This is a genomic window from Caulobacter sp. X (assembly GCF_002742635.1).
Taxonomy (GTDB): domain Bacteria; phylum Pseudomonadota; class Alphaproteobacteria; order Caulobacterales; family Caulobacteraceae; genus Caulobacter.
On sequence record NZ_PEGF01000001.1, the window covers coordinates 1,798,999 to 1,813,320 of the forward strand.

General features: G+C 69.3%; 12 protein-coding genes. 7 read left to right on the plus strand and 5 right to left on the minus strand.

What is annotated here, in order from left to right; translation table 11 throughout:
• Positions 1 to 2 precede the first annotated feature (2 nt).
• Together CSW60_RS08320 and CSW60_RS08325 are read right to left on the minus strand one after the other, a co-directional pair.
• Positions 3 to 1,193, minus strand: a complete 1,191-nt coding sequence (locus CSW60_RS08320) for an LptF/LptG family permease (RefSeq protein ID WP_099536812.1) — start codon at positions 1,191 to 1,193, stop codon at positions 3 to 5.
• A 15-nt stretch (positions 1,194 to 1,208) separates the two neighbouring features.
• On the minus strand, positions 1,209 to 2,456 hold the full coding sequence (locus CSW60_RS08325) for a glycosyltransferase family 1 protein (protein ID WP_099536813.1): 1,248 nt from the start codon (positions 2,454 to 2,456) through the stop codon (positions 1,209 to 1,211).
• 187 nt (positions 2,457 to 2,643) lie between these two features.
• Here CSW60_RS08325 and CSW60_RS08330 point away from each other — a divergent pair, with 187 nt between their 5' ends.
• The 4 genes from CSW60_RS08330 to CSW60_RS08345 are packed head-to-tail and all read left to right on the plus strand — an operon-like array spanning position 2,644 to position 6,863.
• The gene (locus CSW60_RS08330; protein ID WP_099536814.1) at positions 2,644 to 3,813 is read left to right on the plus strand and encodes a glycosyltransferase; all 1,170 of its coding nucleotides are present in this window, start codon (positions 2,644 to 2,646) and stop codon (positions 3,811 to 3,813) included.
• Positions 3,810 to 4,775: a hypothetical protein gene (locus tag CSW60_RS08335; RefSeq protein WP_099536815.1), complete on the plus strand. Its 966-nt coding sequence runs from the start codon at positions 3,810 to 3,812 to the stop codon at positions 4,773 to 4,775. The genes CSW60_RS08330 and CSW60_RS08335 overlap by 4 nt, the downstream gene beginning before the upstream one ends.
• Positions 4,768 to 5,652 (plus strand): hypothetical protein, encoded by an 885-nt coding sequence (locus tag CSW60_RS08340; RefSeq protein WP_201722992.1) that lies wholly within the window; start codon positions 4,768 to 4,770, stop codon positions 5,650 to 5,652. Before CSW60_RS08335 ends, CSW60_RS08340 begins: the two co-directional genes overlap by 8 nt.
• Entirely contained in the window at positions 5,649 to 6,863 is a 1,215-nt protein-coding gene (locus tag CSW60_RS08345) for a glycosyltransferase (RefSeq protein ID WP_201722993.1), read from the plus strand. The genes CSW60_RS08340 and CSW60_RS08345 overlap by 4 nt, the downstream gene beginning before the upstream one ends.
• Here the strand turns inward: CSW60_RS08345 and CSW60_RS08350 are convergent.
• A complete protein-coding gene (locus tag CSW60_RS08350; RefSeq protein WP_201722994.1) occupies positions 6,758 to 7,399 on the minus strand; it encodes a TetR/AcrR family transcriptional regulator in 642 nt (213 codons plus the stop codon). The genes CSW60_RS08345 and CSW60_RS08350 overlap by 106 nt on opposite strands.
• 112 nt (positions 7,400 to 7,511) lie before the next feature.
• Between CSW60_RS08350 and CSW60_RS08355 the strand changes: the two genes are divergently transcribed.
• The 3 genes from CSW60_RS08355 to CSW60_RS08365 are packed head-to-tail and all read left to right on the plus strand — an operon-like array spanning position 7,512 to position 11,681.
• On the plus strand, positions 7,512 to 8,951 hold the full coding sequence (locus tag CSW60_RS08355) for an efflux transporter outer membrane subunit (RefSeq protein ID WP_099536816.1): 1,440 nt from the start codon (positions 7,512 to 7,514) through the stop codon (positions 8,949 to 8,951).
• A 26-nt stretch (positions 8,952 to 8,977) separates the two neighbouring features.
• Positions 8,978 to 10,108: an HlyD family efflux transporter periplasmic adaptor subunit gene (locus tag CSW60_RS08360; protein ID WP_099536817.1), complete on the plus strand. Its 1,131-nt coding sequence runs from the start codon at positions 8,978 to 8,980 to the stop codon at positions 10,106 to 10,108.
• A gap of 22 nt (positions 10,109 to 10,130) precedes the next feature.
• The gene (locus CSW60_RS08365) at positions 10,131 to 11,681 is read left to right on the plus strand and encodes a DHA2 family efflux MFS transporter permease subunit (protein WP_099536818.1); all 1,551 of its coding nucleotides are present in this window, start codon (positions 10,131 to 10,133) and stop codon (positions 11,679 to 11,681) included.
• Positions 11,682 to 11,696: 15 nt separating this feature from the next.
• Here CSW60_RS08365 and CSW60_RS08370 read toward each other — a convergent pair whose 3' ends face one another.
• Positions 11,697 to 12,596: a flagellin gene (locus CSW60_RS08370; protein WP_099536819.1), complete on the minus strand. Its 900-nt coding sequence runs from the start codon at positions 12,594 to 12,596 to the stop codon at positions 11,697 to 11,699.
• A 9-nt stretch (positions 12,597 to 12,605) separates the two neighbouring features.
• The gene (gene flgK / locus CSW60_RS08375; protein ID WP_099536820.1) at positions 12,606 to 14,321 is read right to left on the minus strand and encodes a flagellar hook-associated protein FlgK; all 1,716 of its coding nucleotides are present in this window, start codon (positions 14,319 to 14,321) and stop codon (positions 12,606 to 12,608) included.
• Position 14,322: the final 1 nt, after the last annotated feature.

Genomic DNA, 14,322 nt, shown 5'->3' on the forward strand with positions numbered 1-14,322 from the left:
GGCTAGTGCCCCTTCCGCATTCCAAGCTTTCGCCCGATTACGACGACCAAGGCCTCGATATGGTCGATGATCCAGCTGACCGGGTTTTCGCCCGGCCGGTTTCGACTGACCATCCAGGTGACCAGACAGGTGACGGCGAACAGCGCGGCCGGCAGCCCCACCGTCAGCAGCGCCGGCAAGCCGGCGCTGGCGGCCATGGCCTGCCCCAGGATCAGCGAGGTCTCGAACAGGAACAGCAGCACCGCGCCGGTGGCCATGGCCGAGCCCGCGCCCGCCCGCTTGGCGCTGAGGCCCAGGGGAATCGCCAGCAGCGGCAGAAGCGGCAACATCAGCGCCCGGGATGATCGCGCATAGAACTCGGCGAGCAGCGTCTGCCGGGGCAGCGCCGTCGGCCCCGCGCCAAAGCCTTGCCGGGCCAGCTCGATCAGCGTCAGCTCGCTGACGTCGTTTCCCCGCATCCGAAACAGCTTGCCCGCCAGCGACAAGGGCACGTCGAAGGCGAAGCGCGAGAACTCGGCGACATAGGTCTGGCGGTCCGGGGTGGTGCTGACCTGACGTCCGTCCCGCAGGTCCAGCGTGACCCTCTGGTCGGCTTCACTCTTGTTCACCACCGCGGTGCGCGCGGTCAGCACGTCTTCACGGCCGTCGGGGGTGATCTTGCGGATGAACACCCGCTCCAGCCGACGACCACTGGCGTCCGTGTCGTCGGCGGTCAGCAGAAGCGAACCGGTGGTCAACAGGGCCTTGGGCCTGACGTCGCCGTTCCAGCCGGCCTTGTCGGCCGCGTGCAGCACCGCATGATAGGCGTAACGGCTGTAGGGCTGCACGAAGCCGAACAGCAGCACGCTGAACGCCATCAGCGCCACGCCCATGCCGACGAACGGCGCGGCGAAGCGGCCCAGCGACACGCCGCCGGCCAGGATCGCGTCGATCTCCGAGCTCTTGCTGAGCCCGTTGACCACCACGAACAGGCCGATGAAGAAGCCGCCTGGCAGGGTCAGGCCCACATAGTGCGGCACCAGATTGACCAGCAGCTCGGTGAGGAACTTGAAACCGTCCGTCGTCTGAGAAAGCAGCTGAAAGGACCGCATCAGGCGTTCCATCAGGAACGCCACCATCGTGCTGATCAGCACCGCGCTCATCGGCGTCAGGGTGCGCCTGAGCAGGTACCGGTCCAGGGTGGTCGGGATCATGGAGAGGCGCGCGCTCTAGAGCGCCGGCAGGCCGGCGGTCGCTGGTTCGACCGACGGGGCCCGGCGGCGCGCGGGCGGAAGAGCCTGCTCCATCGAACGCGCCCTCAGCGCCTCGCCATAGACCTCCGCCACCTCGTCCAGGATCTGGGTCCACCGGAAGGCGGCGCTGCGCTTCAGCGCCCGGTTCGCGAGACGCCGGCGCAGATCGCCGTCGACGATCAGCTGCGTCAGCGCCTGGGCGTAGGCGCCAGGCTGGTCGGCGCAAAGCTTTGCATTGTCGTCATGCCGCATCAGCGCGCGCGTATTCGGCGCGTCGGCGCAGACCATGGCCAGACCGCAGGCCATGGCCTCGAGATTGACGTTGCCGAAGGTCTCGGTGGTGCTGGTGTTGAGGAAGATGTCGCCGCTGGCGAGCGCGGTCGCCAGGGCCTCGCCGGACAGGAAGCCGGTGAACACCGCGCCCGGCAGCCGCTCTTCGAACCAGCTCCGCGCGGGGCCGTCGCCGATCACCAGCACCTGCGGCGACTGGCCCGACAGCCGCAGATGCTGGATGGTCTCGGCGAAGGACGCCAGGCCCTTCTCCATGACGAGCCGCCCCAGGAACACGATCACCGGACGCACGGAATCGAAGCCTTGGCCGGCTCGCCAGGTCTCGCTGCGTCGCCCAGGGTGGAACAGCTCGGGATCCACGCCCCGCGCCCAGGTGCGCACCTGAACGGGCAGGTTCTGGGCCCGAAGCTCGTCGCCAATCGCCTCGGTGGGGGCCATGACGTAGTCGCAGGCGCCATAGAAGTTCCACAGCCGCTGACGCACCAGCGGGCGCAGGCGGCCAAGGCCGTAGTAGTCGAGATAGCTGTCGAACAGCGTGTGCAGGCTGGCGACCACGGGAACCTTGAGGCGCCGGCCCAGCCTCAACGCCGCCCAGCCCAGGAGGTCCGGCGCCGACAGGTGAACCAAGTCCGGCTTGAACGCCTCGACGTCTTTGCGGATCGCGCCAGGCAGGCCCAGCGCCAGCCGATAGTCGCCTCGAAGCGGGATCTTGATCGAGGGGACCGAGATCAATTCGCCCGCGGGCTCGAAGGCGGCCTTGGGTCCAGTCGGCGAATAGACCCGCACCCGCGCGCCGACCGTGTCCTGCAAGTGAGCGACCAGACGGTTTAGCGACTTGTTGGCGCCATCCAGCGTGTAGTTGTAGTTCCCCGAAAACAAGGCAATCCGTAACGGGCGCGCACCACCGACGTGCGACTGCGCCTTGATATCCATGCTCGTTCTTCCCCGCGCCCCCAGTTCCCCGCCCCTTAGACGACGTCCTGGCCCCACCACCGCAGACGATTTTTCAAAATCGATGAGAGCTACACCGACTCATGTCGTCCTTTTGTGAAGGCGGGCGACTGGCATCACTTCGTCACGGTGTCGGACTATCGGTGGGCAGAGATTCTGGGACGCGAAGATGCGGGTTGTGGATGTCGCCGAGTTCTATTCGCCCACCGGCGGGGGCGTGCGGACCTATATCGACCGCAAGTTCGAGGCGGCCGCGCAACTGGGTCATGAGCTGTTCGTCATCGCGCCGGGCCCGCGCGACCATTTCGAACCGCGGCCGGCAGGCGGGGTGATCCAGGTCCGCGCGCCGCGCCTGCCGTTCGACGCCAACTATCACGTCTTCTGGGACGCGGCGCCCGTCCATCGCCAACTGGAGACACTGGCGCCGGATCTGGTCGAGGCGTCCTCGCCGTGGCGGGGCGCGGGCATCGTCGCCGACTGGGCGGGGCGAGCGCCGCGCGCGATGTTCATGCACGCCGATCCGGTGGCTTCTTATCCGCAGCGATGGTTGGCGCCGATCGCCACGCCCCAGCAGATCGACCAGCTTTTCGGATGGTTCTGGCGCTATCTGCGCAAGCTGACGGGGCGCTTCAGCTCGGTCGTGACCGGCGGCGCGTGGCTGGCCGACCGGCTCACGGGACAAGGCGTCGGCGGCGTGGCCAGCGTGCCCCTGGGCATTGATGGCGGGGCCTTCTCGCCGGCGATGCGCGACGAGGGCTTGAGGGCCAGGCTCCTGGCCGCCTGTGGCTGCCCGACGGACGCCAAGCTGGTCCTGGGCGTGGGCCGCTTCCATCCCGAAAAACGCTGGCCGATGGTGATCGAGGCGGCGATGCGCGCCCGCGCCGAGGGACATCCGCTGGGCCTGGTCCTGATTGGCGACGGCATCGACCGCAAGCGGGTGACGCGGGCGGCCGCGAGCCATCCCCACGTCCAGATCCTGTCGCCGATCCACGATCGCGCCCTGCTGGCCGCCCACCTCGCCAGCGCCGACGCCCTGGCGCACGGCTGCGAGTCCGAGACCTTCGGCCTGATCCCCGCCGAGGCCATGGCCAGCGGCGTGCCGGTCGTCGGTCCCGATCGCGGCGGCTTCTCCCACCTGGCGCAGCCGGCGACCTCCGAGATCTATCGGTCTGGCGACACGGCTTCGGCCGCCGCGGCCATCCGTCGGCTGCTGGCCCGCGATCCGGCCGCCCTCAGGGCCGCCGCGGTCGACGCCGCCGAAAGAGTCCGGCGCGACAGCGATCACTTCGCCGAGCTGTTCGATCACTACCAGGCGATCGCGGCGAGCGCCCGGGCATGACGCAGGCGATCGAGAACGGGCTCGACGAGACTTCGCCGGAGCGGCCGAGCAAGAAGACATCGCGCCTGTGGGTCTGGGTCGGCGTGGCGCTGTCCATCGGCCTGGTGGCGGCCGTGGTCCTGCAGCTTGGCGGCGCGACGTCCGAAATCCTGACAGCGATCCGCGACCTCCCCCCGCTGGTCTGGCCGGTCCTGCTGCTGCTCTATCTGGTCCAGCCGGCCTTCGACTATCTGATCTTCCGGCGGCTTTGGGACCTGCCGCCGGCTGGATTCAAGGCGCTGCTGCGCAAGAACGTCATCAACGAGGTGGTGCTGGGCTATAGCGGCGAGGCCTTCCTCTATGTCTGGGCGCGTCGCGCGGCCCAGGTGGTCGAGGCTCCGTTCGCGGCCATCAAGGACGCCAACATCATCTCGGCGCTGCTGGGCAATCTGCTGACCCTGGCGCTGGCGGCGATCAGCCTCGCCGAGCTGCGCAATCTCGACTTCGCTCAGCGCCTGGGGCCGGCCCTGTGGTCGGGCCTCATTCCGATGGCGATCTCGGTGGTGGTGCTGATCTTCGGGCGTCAGGTGTTCTCGCTGCGCCTGGGCCAGCTGGCCTATGTCGGGGCGGTCAACATCGGGCGGCTGGCGGCCTGGACCGTGCTGAACATCGCCGTCTGGCGGATGGCCCTGCCAGAGGTTCCGACGGGCCAATGGATCGTGCTGCTGGCGATCCGCTGCCTGATCTCGCGCATCCCGCTGATCTCGAACAAGGACCTGGTGTTCGGCAACCTGGTGCTGCTTCTGCTGGGCGCGCACTCGTCCGTGGCGGTGCTGCTGGCGGCCTTGGCGTTCGTCACCCTGGTCATGCATCTGGGCGTCATCGTCGCGCTGGGCGCGGCGGATCTGGCGCGGGGCATGAGCAGCGGCGGCGGCGTCTTCGTCGGGCCGGAAACGAAAGGGGCGAGCAGCGTCCATGAGTAACTGGCGGATAAAGATCCCCGGGCGGGACATCTGGCGGGTGGGGCTGGTCGAGGCGCCGATCGCCGACGTCGCCCGGCGCGGCTTTCCCGCCGACACGCCGGTCCGCTGGCTGGCGGAGGAGCCGCGTCTACGGTTCCTGGCCGATCCGTTCGGCCTGTGGCGCGACGGGCGGCTGCACCTGTTCGTCGAGGCCTATGACTACCGGACCCGCCACGGCGTAATAGAGACGATCGAGCTGGGCGCGGACTTCACGCCGACCCGCCGCGCCGTCGTGCTCAAGGAGCCCTGGCATCTTTCCTATCCCCAGGTGTTCGAGGCCGACGGCGAGATCTGGATGCTGCCCGAGGCCTATCGGTCGGGCGCGCTGACGCTCTATCGCGCGGCGGCCTTCCCCGACGTCTGGGAGCCCGCGGCGCGGCTGGAGCTGGACACCCCGGCGATCGACGCCACGCCGTTCCAGCATAACGGCCTCTGGTGGCTGGCCTATTCGCCGACGGGGCCGCAGCGCTGGAAGCAGGGTCGCCTGCACTTCGCCTTCGCCGAGCGCCTGACCGGGCCCTGGCGGACGCATCCGGGCAATCCGGTCCGCGACGACCTGGCCTCCAGTCGCCCGGGCGGGACCGCGTGGATCGAGGATGGCCTGCCGCGCCTGCCGGTCCAGGACTGCACGCGCACCTATGGCGGAGCGATCCGCATACTGAATATAACGAGCCTTACCCCCGAACGGTTCGAGGCCCACGCGTCCCAACCTCTGGATTTCCCACCCAACGCCGGGCGCTATTCGCGCGGCCTCCATACGCTTTCGGCCTGCGGCCCCGTGACCTTCTTCGACGTCAAGCGGATCGACCGCTCGCTTTGGGGAGCGCGCCAGCCTTGAAGCCGTCCGACATCGCGCCCCAGCGCGCCGGCCCGCGCGTCCTGACGTTCCTGCACAGCTTCGAGCCAGGCGGGGTCGAGCGGATCGCCCTGCGCCTCGTGCGGCGGTGGCGCGCCCTGGGCGTCGATGCGCCGCTGTTCCTGGGCCGCACCGATGGGGCCATGCGCGATGTCGGCGCGGATCTGGACTTCATCACGCCGCCGCGCGGCGGTCCGTTGATCGCGCGGATGGAGACGCTCTGGATGATCTGGACGCTGCCGAAGGTCGTGCGGCGCCTCCGGCCCGACGTCCTGTTCTGCGCGGGCAACACCTATGCGATCGTGGCCCTGGCGCTGAAGGCGCTGCTGGGCCGAGACTGCCCGCCCATCCTGCTCAAGGTCAGCAACGACCTCGACCGGCGCGACCAGCCCGTATGGTTCCGCTTCTTCTACCGCCTTTGGCTCAAGGCTCAGGGGCGCTCCATCGACCACTTCGTCGGCCTGGAGACGCCGATGGCCGACGAGATCCGGCAGGCGCTGGGCGTGGGCGCGGACCGCGTCACGATCATTCCCGATCCGGCCCTGTCGGTTTCGTTGATCGAGCGGCTGCGCGCCCAGCCCCGCGAGACGGGTGACGGCTCTGGTCGGCGCTTTGTCAGCATCGCTCGCCTGACGCCGCAGAAGAACATGGCCCTGATGCTGCGAGCCTTCTCACGCGGCGCCCAGACGAGCGACACGCTGACGGTGATCGGCGAGGGGCCTGAACGCACGAAGCTGGAGAGCCTGGCGAAGGACCTCGGACTTGGGCGCCAGGTGATCTTCAAGGGCTACGTCCCCGAGCCGGCCGCCCAGTTGCCGTCGTTCGACATCCTGCTGCTGTCCTCGAACTACGAAGGCGTGCCGGCGGTCATCCTCGAGGCCCTGGCCGCGGGCCTGCCGATCATCGCCACCGACTGCAGCCGCAGCATGGCGACCCTGCTGGACCACGGCGCGCTGGGCGCCCTGGTTCCGACCGGCGATGAGAGCGCGTTCGCCCAGGCGATCGCGGCTGCCCGGCCGGGATCGCAGGACCCGCGGCGAAGCCTCGAACAGGCGCGTCGCTTCACGCTGGAAGAGGCCGCCGAGACCTATCTTGCGACCTTGTCCCGGCTTGGTCCGAAGGCGGCCATGAACACGCCGACGGCCGCGTCGACCTCCGCCGCGACCTCTTCGGCGGTCGGCTCGCCGACATAGTTGACCAGTCGCGCCTTCAGCATGCGGTTCTGGCACAGGCCGATGAAGTGGTGGGCGGCGACCATGGGGTCATCGACCGCGATCCGTCCCTCCAACTTCATGCGCGCCAGGAAGCCGCCTAGCAGCCGCGCCCCGCGTAGCGGGCCGGCCTCGTAGAAGGTCCGGCCCAGGTCGGGCGAACGCTCCGACGCCGACGCGATCAGGCGGAAGTGGCGCATGTTGCGCTCGGACATGACGTTACTCAGGTAACGGCCGCCCAGACGCGTCAGGGCGGCCCGAACGTCGTCGACCTCGTCGTCCAGCAGTTGGAACATCTCCGCGCCCTGCCAGCCGCAATAGCGCTCGATGTGGGCCTGGAAGATCTCCTCCTTGCTCTTGAAGTAGTTGTAGAGCGTGCTCTTCGAACCGCCGACTTTGGCCGCGATGGTCGACATCGAGGCCGCGTCGAAGCCCTCGTCCAGGAACACCTCGGCCGCGACGTCGAGGATGGCCTCGCGTCGGGTGTCGCGATCCGGGCGATTTTTTACGTCGATCATCGTACTTTTTGTTCCAGACCGTACGGTACGGTCGCCTTGACTATACGCCAAGATGAGCCTACCTGCACGCCACCATATGACTATACCGTACGGTCACATCAAGGCGCTTCTCATGCCGACCTTCCCGATCGCCGCCCTCCGCCGTCGCGGACCCTACGTGGCGGCCGCCAGCGCCCTGGTCCTGGCGGCCTGCGCCAGCCTGCCGCCCACCCAGGCCGAACGGGTCGCCAAGGCGCCAGAAGCCTACGCCGCGGCCCAGAGCCTCGCCGCCCCATCGGCCGACTGGCCCGCCGACGCCTGGTGGACCGGCTATGGCGACGCCCAGCTGAACGCTCTGGAGGACGAGGCCCTGAAGGACTCGCCCACCCTGGCCGCCGCTCAGGCGCGCTTGCGCCGCGCTCAGGCCCTGATCGCTCAAGCCAAGTCGGCCGACCTGCCGCACGTCGGCCTCGGCGCCGAGGTCGGCGAGAGCAAGCAGAGCTACAACAACGGCATCCCGCCGGCCTTCGTGCCCCACGGCTACAACGACGTCGGCCGCATCGCCCTCGACTTCTCGTGGGAGCTGGATTTCTGGGGCAAGAACCGCGCGGCGGTCGCGGCCGCGACCTCCGAAGCCAAGGCCGCCCAGGCCGACGCCGCCCAGGCCCGCCTGACCCTGTCGACCGCCGTCGCCTCGACCTATGCCGAACTCTCGCGGCTCTACGCCCAGCGCGACGTGGCCGAGCAGGCCGTCCGGCTGCGCGAGGAGACCTCCAAGCTCGTCTCGCGGCGCGTCGCCAACGGCCTCGACACCCGGGCGGAAAGCGAGCAGGCCGCGGCCGGGCCGCCGGCCTCGCGCGCCGAACTGTCGGCCCTCGACGAGCAGATCGCCCTGACCCGCAACGCCCTGGCCGCGCTGCTGGGCGCGGGTCCCGACCGAGGCCTGGCCATCGCCCGTCCGGCCGCCGCGACGATCAAGCCGTTCGGCCTGCCCCAGAACCTGCCGGCCAACCTGATCGGCCGCCGGCCCGATGTGGTCGCCGCCCGCTGGAGGGCCGAAGCCGCCACCGCCCGCACGCGCCAGGCCAAGGCGGCCTTCTATCCCGACATCAACCTGACAGGCTTCGTCGGCGCCCAGTCGCTGTATCTGGACAAGCTGCTGTCCAGCGGCTCCGACATCGGCCAGGTCGGCCCCGCCCTGCGGCTGCCGATCTTCCAAGGCGGCGCCCTGCGCGCCGGCCTGCGGGGCGCCGAGGCCGATCGCGACGCGGCCGTCGCCAGCTATGACGCGGCCCTGACCCAGGCGCTGCGCGAGGTCGCCGACGTCACCGCCAGCGAGAAGGCCCTGGCCTCGCGCCTGGCCGACGCCCGCGCGGCCCTGACCGCCAACGAGAACGCCTATCGCATCGCCCGCCTGCGCTACGAGGGCCAGCTGTCGACCTACCAGTCGGTCCTGCTGGCCGAGCAGTCGGTCCTGGCCCAGCGCCGGACCGTCGCCGACCTCGAAAGCCGCGCCTTCGCCCTCGACATCGCCCTGATCCGCGCCCTCGGCGGCGGCTTCACCGGCGCCTGACCCCATCGCTTCCTAGGACTTCGCCCATGTCCGATTCCGCTCCGCAAACCGCCCCTCAAGCCGCCGCGAATGGCAACCGCCGCCGCCAGCTGACCCTTCTCGCCGGCGTCGTCGCCGTCGGGGTGGTCGGCTACGGCGCCTGGTGGCTGGCCTTCGACAGCCACTTCGTCGAGACCGACGACGCCTATGTCGGGGCCGAGACCGCCCAGGTGACCGCCCTGTCGCCCGGTCCGGTCGCCAAGATCTTCGTCTCCGAGACCCAGGCCGTGAAGAAGGGCGATCCGCTGGTCGTCATCGACGACGCCGACGCCCGCATCGCCGTCGCCCAGGCCGAGGCCGCGCTGGGCCAGGCCGAGCGCAAGGTGAAGGGCTACTTCGCCAACGACACCGCCCTGGGCGGCCAGTTCGAAGCCCGCCAGGCCGACGTCACCCGCGCCGACGCCCAGATCACCGCCGCCAAGGCCGACGTCGAGCGAGCCCGTATCGACTTCACCCGCCGCAAGGCGCTGGTCGGCGAAGGCGCCGTCTCCGGCGACGAGCTGACGGCGGCCCAGAACCGCCTCGCCAACGCCCAGGCCGCGCTGAACGCCGCCCAGGCCGCCCGCGCCCAGGCCCTGGCCAGCCGCGACGCGGCGCTGGGCTCGCGCGAGGCCAATACGGTGCTGATCTCCGGCGCCTCGGTCGGTGAGAACCCCGAGGTGAAGGCCGCCCGCGCCCGCCTCGACGCCGCCCGCCTCGCCTTGGCCCGCACAGTGGTGCGCGCCCCGACCGACGGCGTCGTCGCGCGCAAGTCGGTGCAGGTCGGCCAGCAGGTCGCCATCGGCGCGCCCCTGATGGCGGTCGTGCCGACGCACGAGGCCTATGTCGACGCCAACTTCAAGGAAGTGCAACTGGACAAGGTCGTCCCCGGCCAGCCGGTCGTGCTGACCTCCGACCTCTACGGCGGCGGCGTGAAGTTCCACGGCAAGGTCAAGGGTCTGGCTGGCGGCACGGGTTCGGCCTTCTCGCTGATCCCCGCCCAGAACGCCTCGGGCAACTGGATCAAGGTCGTCCAGCGCTTGCCCGTGCGGATCACCCTGGACCCCGCGGACCTCGCCAAGCACCCGCTCCGCGTCGGCCTGTCGATGAAGGCCAAGATCGACGTCGCCAAGCAATAGATCCGCGTAAGGAGCCGCCGGCATGGCGTCCGAACAAGCAGAGGGCGGCCCGCCGCCCATGACGGGCCTGACCCTGGCGATCACCTCGATCGCCCTGGCGCTGGGCACCTTCATGCAGGTGCTGGATAGCACCATCGCCAACGTCTCGATCCCGACCATCGCCGGCAATCTGGGCGTCAGCTCCAGCCAGGGGACGTGGGTGATCACCGCCTTCGCCGTCGCCAATGGCGTGTCGGTGCCGCTGACGGGCTGGCTGATGGGCCGCTACGGGGTGGTGAAGACCTTCGTGGCCTCGGTGATCCTGTTCACGATCGCCTCGTTCCTGTGCGGCGTGTCCTGGAATCTCTCGTCCCTGATCTTCTTCCGGATCCTGCAAGGCGCGGTGTCTGGGCCGATGATCCCCGGCTCCCAGGCGCTGCTGATCATGATCTTCCCGCCCGCCAAGCGCGGGACGGCCCTGGCGATCTGGTCGATGACCACCCTGGTCGCGCCGATCTGCGGCCCGATCCTGGGCGGCTATATCTCCGACAACATCTCCTGGCCGTGGATTTTCCTGATCAACGTGCCCGTCGGGATCCTGTGCGCCGTCATCTGCTGGCGGAACATGGCCAGTCGCGAGACCCCGACCCGCAAGCTGCCGATCGACCGCACGGGCTTCATGCTGCTGCTGATCTGGGTCGGCGCCCTGCAGGTCATGCTGGACACCGGCAAGGAGGCCGACTGGTTCTCCTCGCCCGCCATCGTCGTCGAGATGTGGGTGGCGATCATCTTCTTCGTCGCCTGGGTGATCTGGGAGCTGAACGAGAAGCACCCGATCGTCGACCTGACCCTGTTCCGGTCCAGCAACTTCGCGATCGGCACCCTCGCCTTCTGCCTGGGCTATGCGGTGTTCTTCGGCAACAACCTGCTGCTGCCGCTGTGGCTGCAGACGCGCATGGGCTACATCGCCACCTGGGCCGGCCTGGTGGCGGCGCCCAGCGGCGTGGTGGCCGTCTTCCTCACGCCGTTCACGGCCCGCCTGATGACCAAGATCGACGCGCGCTGGTTGGCGACCGTCTCGCTCGCGGCCTTCGGTCTGTCATTCTACATGCGCTCGGGCTACACGCCCGACGCCAGCTTCCGGGTGCTGGTCATGCCGATGCTGGTGCAGGGCGTGGCGATGAGCACCTTCTTCATCTCGATGGTGACCATCTCGCTGAACGGCATCCCGCCCCAGCAGACGCCGCAGGCCTCGGGGCTGTCGAACTTCTCGCGGATCACCGCCGGCAGCTTCGCCGCTTCGCTGGCCACGACGATCTGGGACCGCGGCGAGGCCGTGCACCAGACGCGCCTGGCCGAGACCATGAGCTCGGGCAGCCCGGCCTGGATCGACGCGGTGAACAAGCTGCAGGCGGCGGGCATGACCCACCTCCAGGCGGTCGGCGCGATCACCCAGCAGGTGATCAACCAGGCCTATCTCCTGGCGGCCCTGGACTTCTTCCGGGTCTCGGCCTGGCTTTGCGTGATCCTGATCCCGCTGATCTGGCTGACCCGGAAGGCCCTGGGCGGCGGAGGGCCGGCGGCGGCCGACTAGAGCCGCCGCCCGCCTCTAGCCCAGATACTTCAACAGGCTCGAAGAGGAGAGCGCGCCGATCGTCGAGTAGAGCGCCTCAAGCTGGGTCTGGTAGTTGGTGACCAGCACGGCGGCCTGGGCCAGGTCCGCGCCCTTCAGCTGCGACGCCAGGTCGTCCAGCGTGTCGATCTTGGTCTCGTTGCGGCTGATGAGGCTCGCCAGCTGATCGGCCTGCACGCCCAGGCCCTCCTGGACCGAGCCGACGCCCGAGACGGCCTCGCCGACCAGATCGAAAGCGGCCGACAGCGTATCCCCGTCGCCCGGGTCCGCGATCACCATCGAGAGCGCCCGCGCCAGTTTTTCGAATCCCCCGGCCTGCGCCGTCACCGACAGGGAGATCTTCGCGCCGTCGACGCTGGCGAACGTCCGCGGCGCCGAAGCCCCCTGATAGTAGCCCGTATTCCCGGCCGTGGCGGGATCGTAGTCGGCGGAAGAGAAGTCGACGGGCGCGGCGTCGACCGCTTCGCCGCCGAACAGATAGACGCCGCCCACCTGACTGTTGAGCTGGGTCTGCAGATCGTCCAGCCAGCCGCGGGCATAGGCCTCCAGGCTGTCGGCGTCCAGGTTGGCGCCGCTGATCTGGGCGGCCAGCTGCGACTTGATCGTATCAGCCAGGTCCGCGATGTCGCCCACCGCCGCATAGGCCGATTGCACATAGGCCGACGCGCTCTGGGCGGCGGCGTTGTCGGCCGCCAGCCGGGTCGACTGGCTGGAGAGCCGCAGCAGAGAGGCGGCGTCAGCGCCCAGACCGCCGAACGAGGTCGACTTCAGACCGGTGGACTCCTGGGTCTGCTGGTCGGCCAGCTTGGCCTGGGTGCGCAGGCTGGCGGCGATCAGGGCGTTGGCGTGCGAGAAGGTGCCGATCCGGGTGATCATCGCGACGCCTCAATTGACCATGTTCATCAAGACGTCGAACAGGTCCTGGACGATCGAGGTCAGCTGGGCGTTGGCCTGGTAGACCTGCTGATAGGTCTCCAGCAGCGCCAGCTCCTCGTCGAGATTGACGGTGGTGAGATTGGCCAGGCGATCCACCGCCGCGTCGTGGGCGTCGCCAGAGGTCTCGGCCTGGCTGGAGGCGGCCGAAATGGTGGTCGCGGCGGTCGACACGAACGCGGCGGCGTAGGTCAGAAGACTGGACTGACCGGCCGTGAGATTTCCCGCCGCCGCGAAGCTGGTCGACGCCGACAGGGCCGAGGCGATCGCGCTGGCCGCCCCCGCCCCGCCCGACGCGATGGCGACCTGGCCTGCCGCGAGGCTTCCAGAAACGTCCATCGTGGTGGTGGGAAAGCGCGACGCGTCGGTCGTCAGCGCGGCGGAGACGGCGATGTCCGTGGCGGACTCGCCCGTGAAGATGTCGTTGAAGCCGAAATAGGCCGAAAATCCCTGCCCGCCGATCGAGGCGTCGATGTCGGCCAGGGCGACGCCGTTGCTGGACGACGTGGCGGCGATCGTCAGCTTGCCCCCGGAAACCGAGGCGCTCAGTCCACTGATGGAATTCAGCCCCGCGACCAGATCATCGATCGTCGCATAGGCCGACAGGTCTATGTCCTGGGTCGACACCACCGCTCCGCTCGAGTTGGTCACCGCCACGCGCACCGAGCCGGTCGCGCCCAGAGCGTCGCCGCCCGACACGGCCGACGAACTGGTCAGACTGTTCGGGGCCGGCGCGGCCGAGCCGCTGTTGGCGGCCGTGTTGACCTGGTCGATCAGGGTCGAGGCCAACTGGTCCAAGGCGGCCTGCTCGCCGACCAGCGTGTCGTCGCGCAGCGTGATCAAGCCGCCCAGCTTGCCCGAGGTGATCGAGGTGGTGATGTCCTTGCCGTTGACCGTCACGCCGGCGATCGCGCCGGGATAGACCGCGTCGGCCGACAGGCTGCTGGAGGCGTCATAGGACAGCTTGGCCGCCGAGGCGCCCAGCAGCTGCTCGCCGCCGGAGGCGTAGACCATCACCCGATTGTCGGCCGTCTTGTAGGTCGAGACGCTCATCAGCGAGGACAGGGTGGTCACGGCCGCGGCCCGCCGGTCCTCCAGATCGCTGATGTCCCCGCCCGACGCGGTCGTGCTGACGATCTGGTCGTTCAGCGTCTTGATGGTGTCGAGCGTGCTGTTGATGGTGTCGACGGTCTCGCTGATCTCCAGATTGGCCTGGCTGCGCAGGGACTGGATATCGGCCGACAGGGACTGGATCGACGAGGCCAGGCCGCTGGCGGCCGAAACGGCCGAGGCCTTGGTCGCCGCCGTGCTCGACGAGGCCAGGTTGGTCAGGGCGGTCTGGAACGCGGTCAGCAGGCTGGAGACGTCGTCGCCGCCATCCACCGAGCCGAGGCTGGCGTCGTAGGACTGCAGATAGGTGTCGATGATCGCGTCCCGGCCATCGGCGGCGGCGGTCTTGTCGACGGTCCTGGCCAGATAGGCGTCCGCGGCGCGGGTCACCGTCGCGGACGACACCGCCAGGGTCTGGGTCGTCGCGGTCGTCGTGACGGTCTTGCGGCTGTAGCTGGCGTCGTCGGCGTTGGCGACGTTCGTCTGCGAGACGGCGATCTGATATTGGGCCGTCGTCAGGGCCGCGCCGGCCGAGGACAGGATCGACGTCAGCGACATG

Coding starts and splice junctions, on each gene's coding strand:
- CSW60_RS08320 (WP_099536812.1), bottom strand. CDS start 1,193: ATGATCCCGACCACCCTGGACCGGTACCTGCTCAGGCGCACCCTGACG.
- CSW60_RS08325 (WP_099536813.1), bottom strand. CDS start 2,456: ATGGATATCAAGGCGCAGTCGCACGTCGGTGGTGCGCGCCCGTTACGG.
- CSW60_RS08330 (WP_099536814.1), top strand. CDS start 2,644: ATGCGGGTTGTGGATGTCGCCGAGTTCTATTCGCCCACCGGCGGGGGC.
- CSW60_RS08335 (WP_099536815.1), top strand. CDS start 3,810: ATGACGCAGGCGATCGAGAACGGGCTCGACGAGACTTCGCCGGAGCGG.
- CSW60_RS08340 (WP_201722992.1), top strand. CDS start 4,768: ATGAGTAACTGGCGGATAAAGATCCCCGGGCGGGACATCTGGCGGGTG.
- CSW60_RS08350 (WP_201722994.1), bottom strand. CDS start 7,399: ATGATCGACGTAAAAAATCGCCCGGATCGCGACACCCGACGCGAGGCC.
- CSW60_RS08355 (WP_099536816.1), top strand. CDS start 7,512: ATGCCGACCTTCCCGATCGCCGCCCTCCGCCGTCGCGGACCCTACGTG.
- CSW60_RS08360 (WP_099536817.1), top strand. CDS start 8,978: ATGTCCGATTCCGCTCCGCAAACCGCCCCTCAAGCCGCCGCGAATGGC.
- CSW60_RS08365 (WP_099536818.1), top strand. CDS start 10,131: ATGGCGTCCGAACAAGCAGAGGGCGGCCCGCCGCCCATGACGGGCCTG.
- CSW60_RS08370 (WP_099536819.1), bottom strand. CDS start 12,596: ATGATCACCCGGATCGGCACCTTCTCGCACGCCAACGCCCTGATCGCC.
- flgK (WP_099536820.1), bottom strand. CDS start 14,321: ATGTCGCTGACGTCGATCCTGTCCTCGGCCGGCGCGGCCCTGACGACG.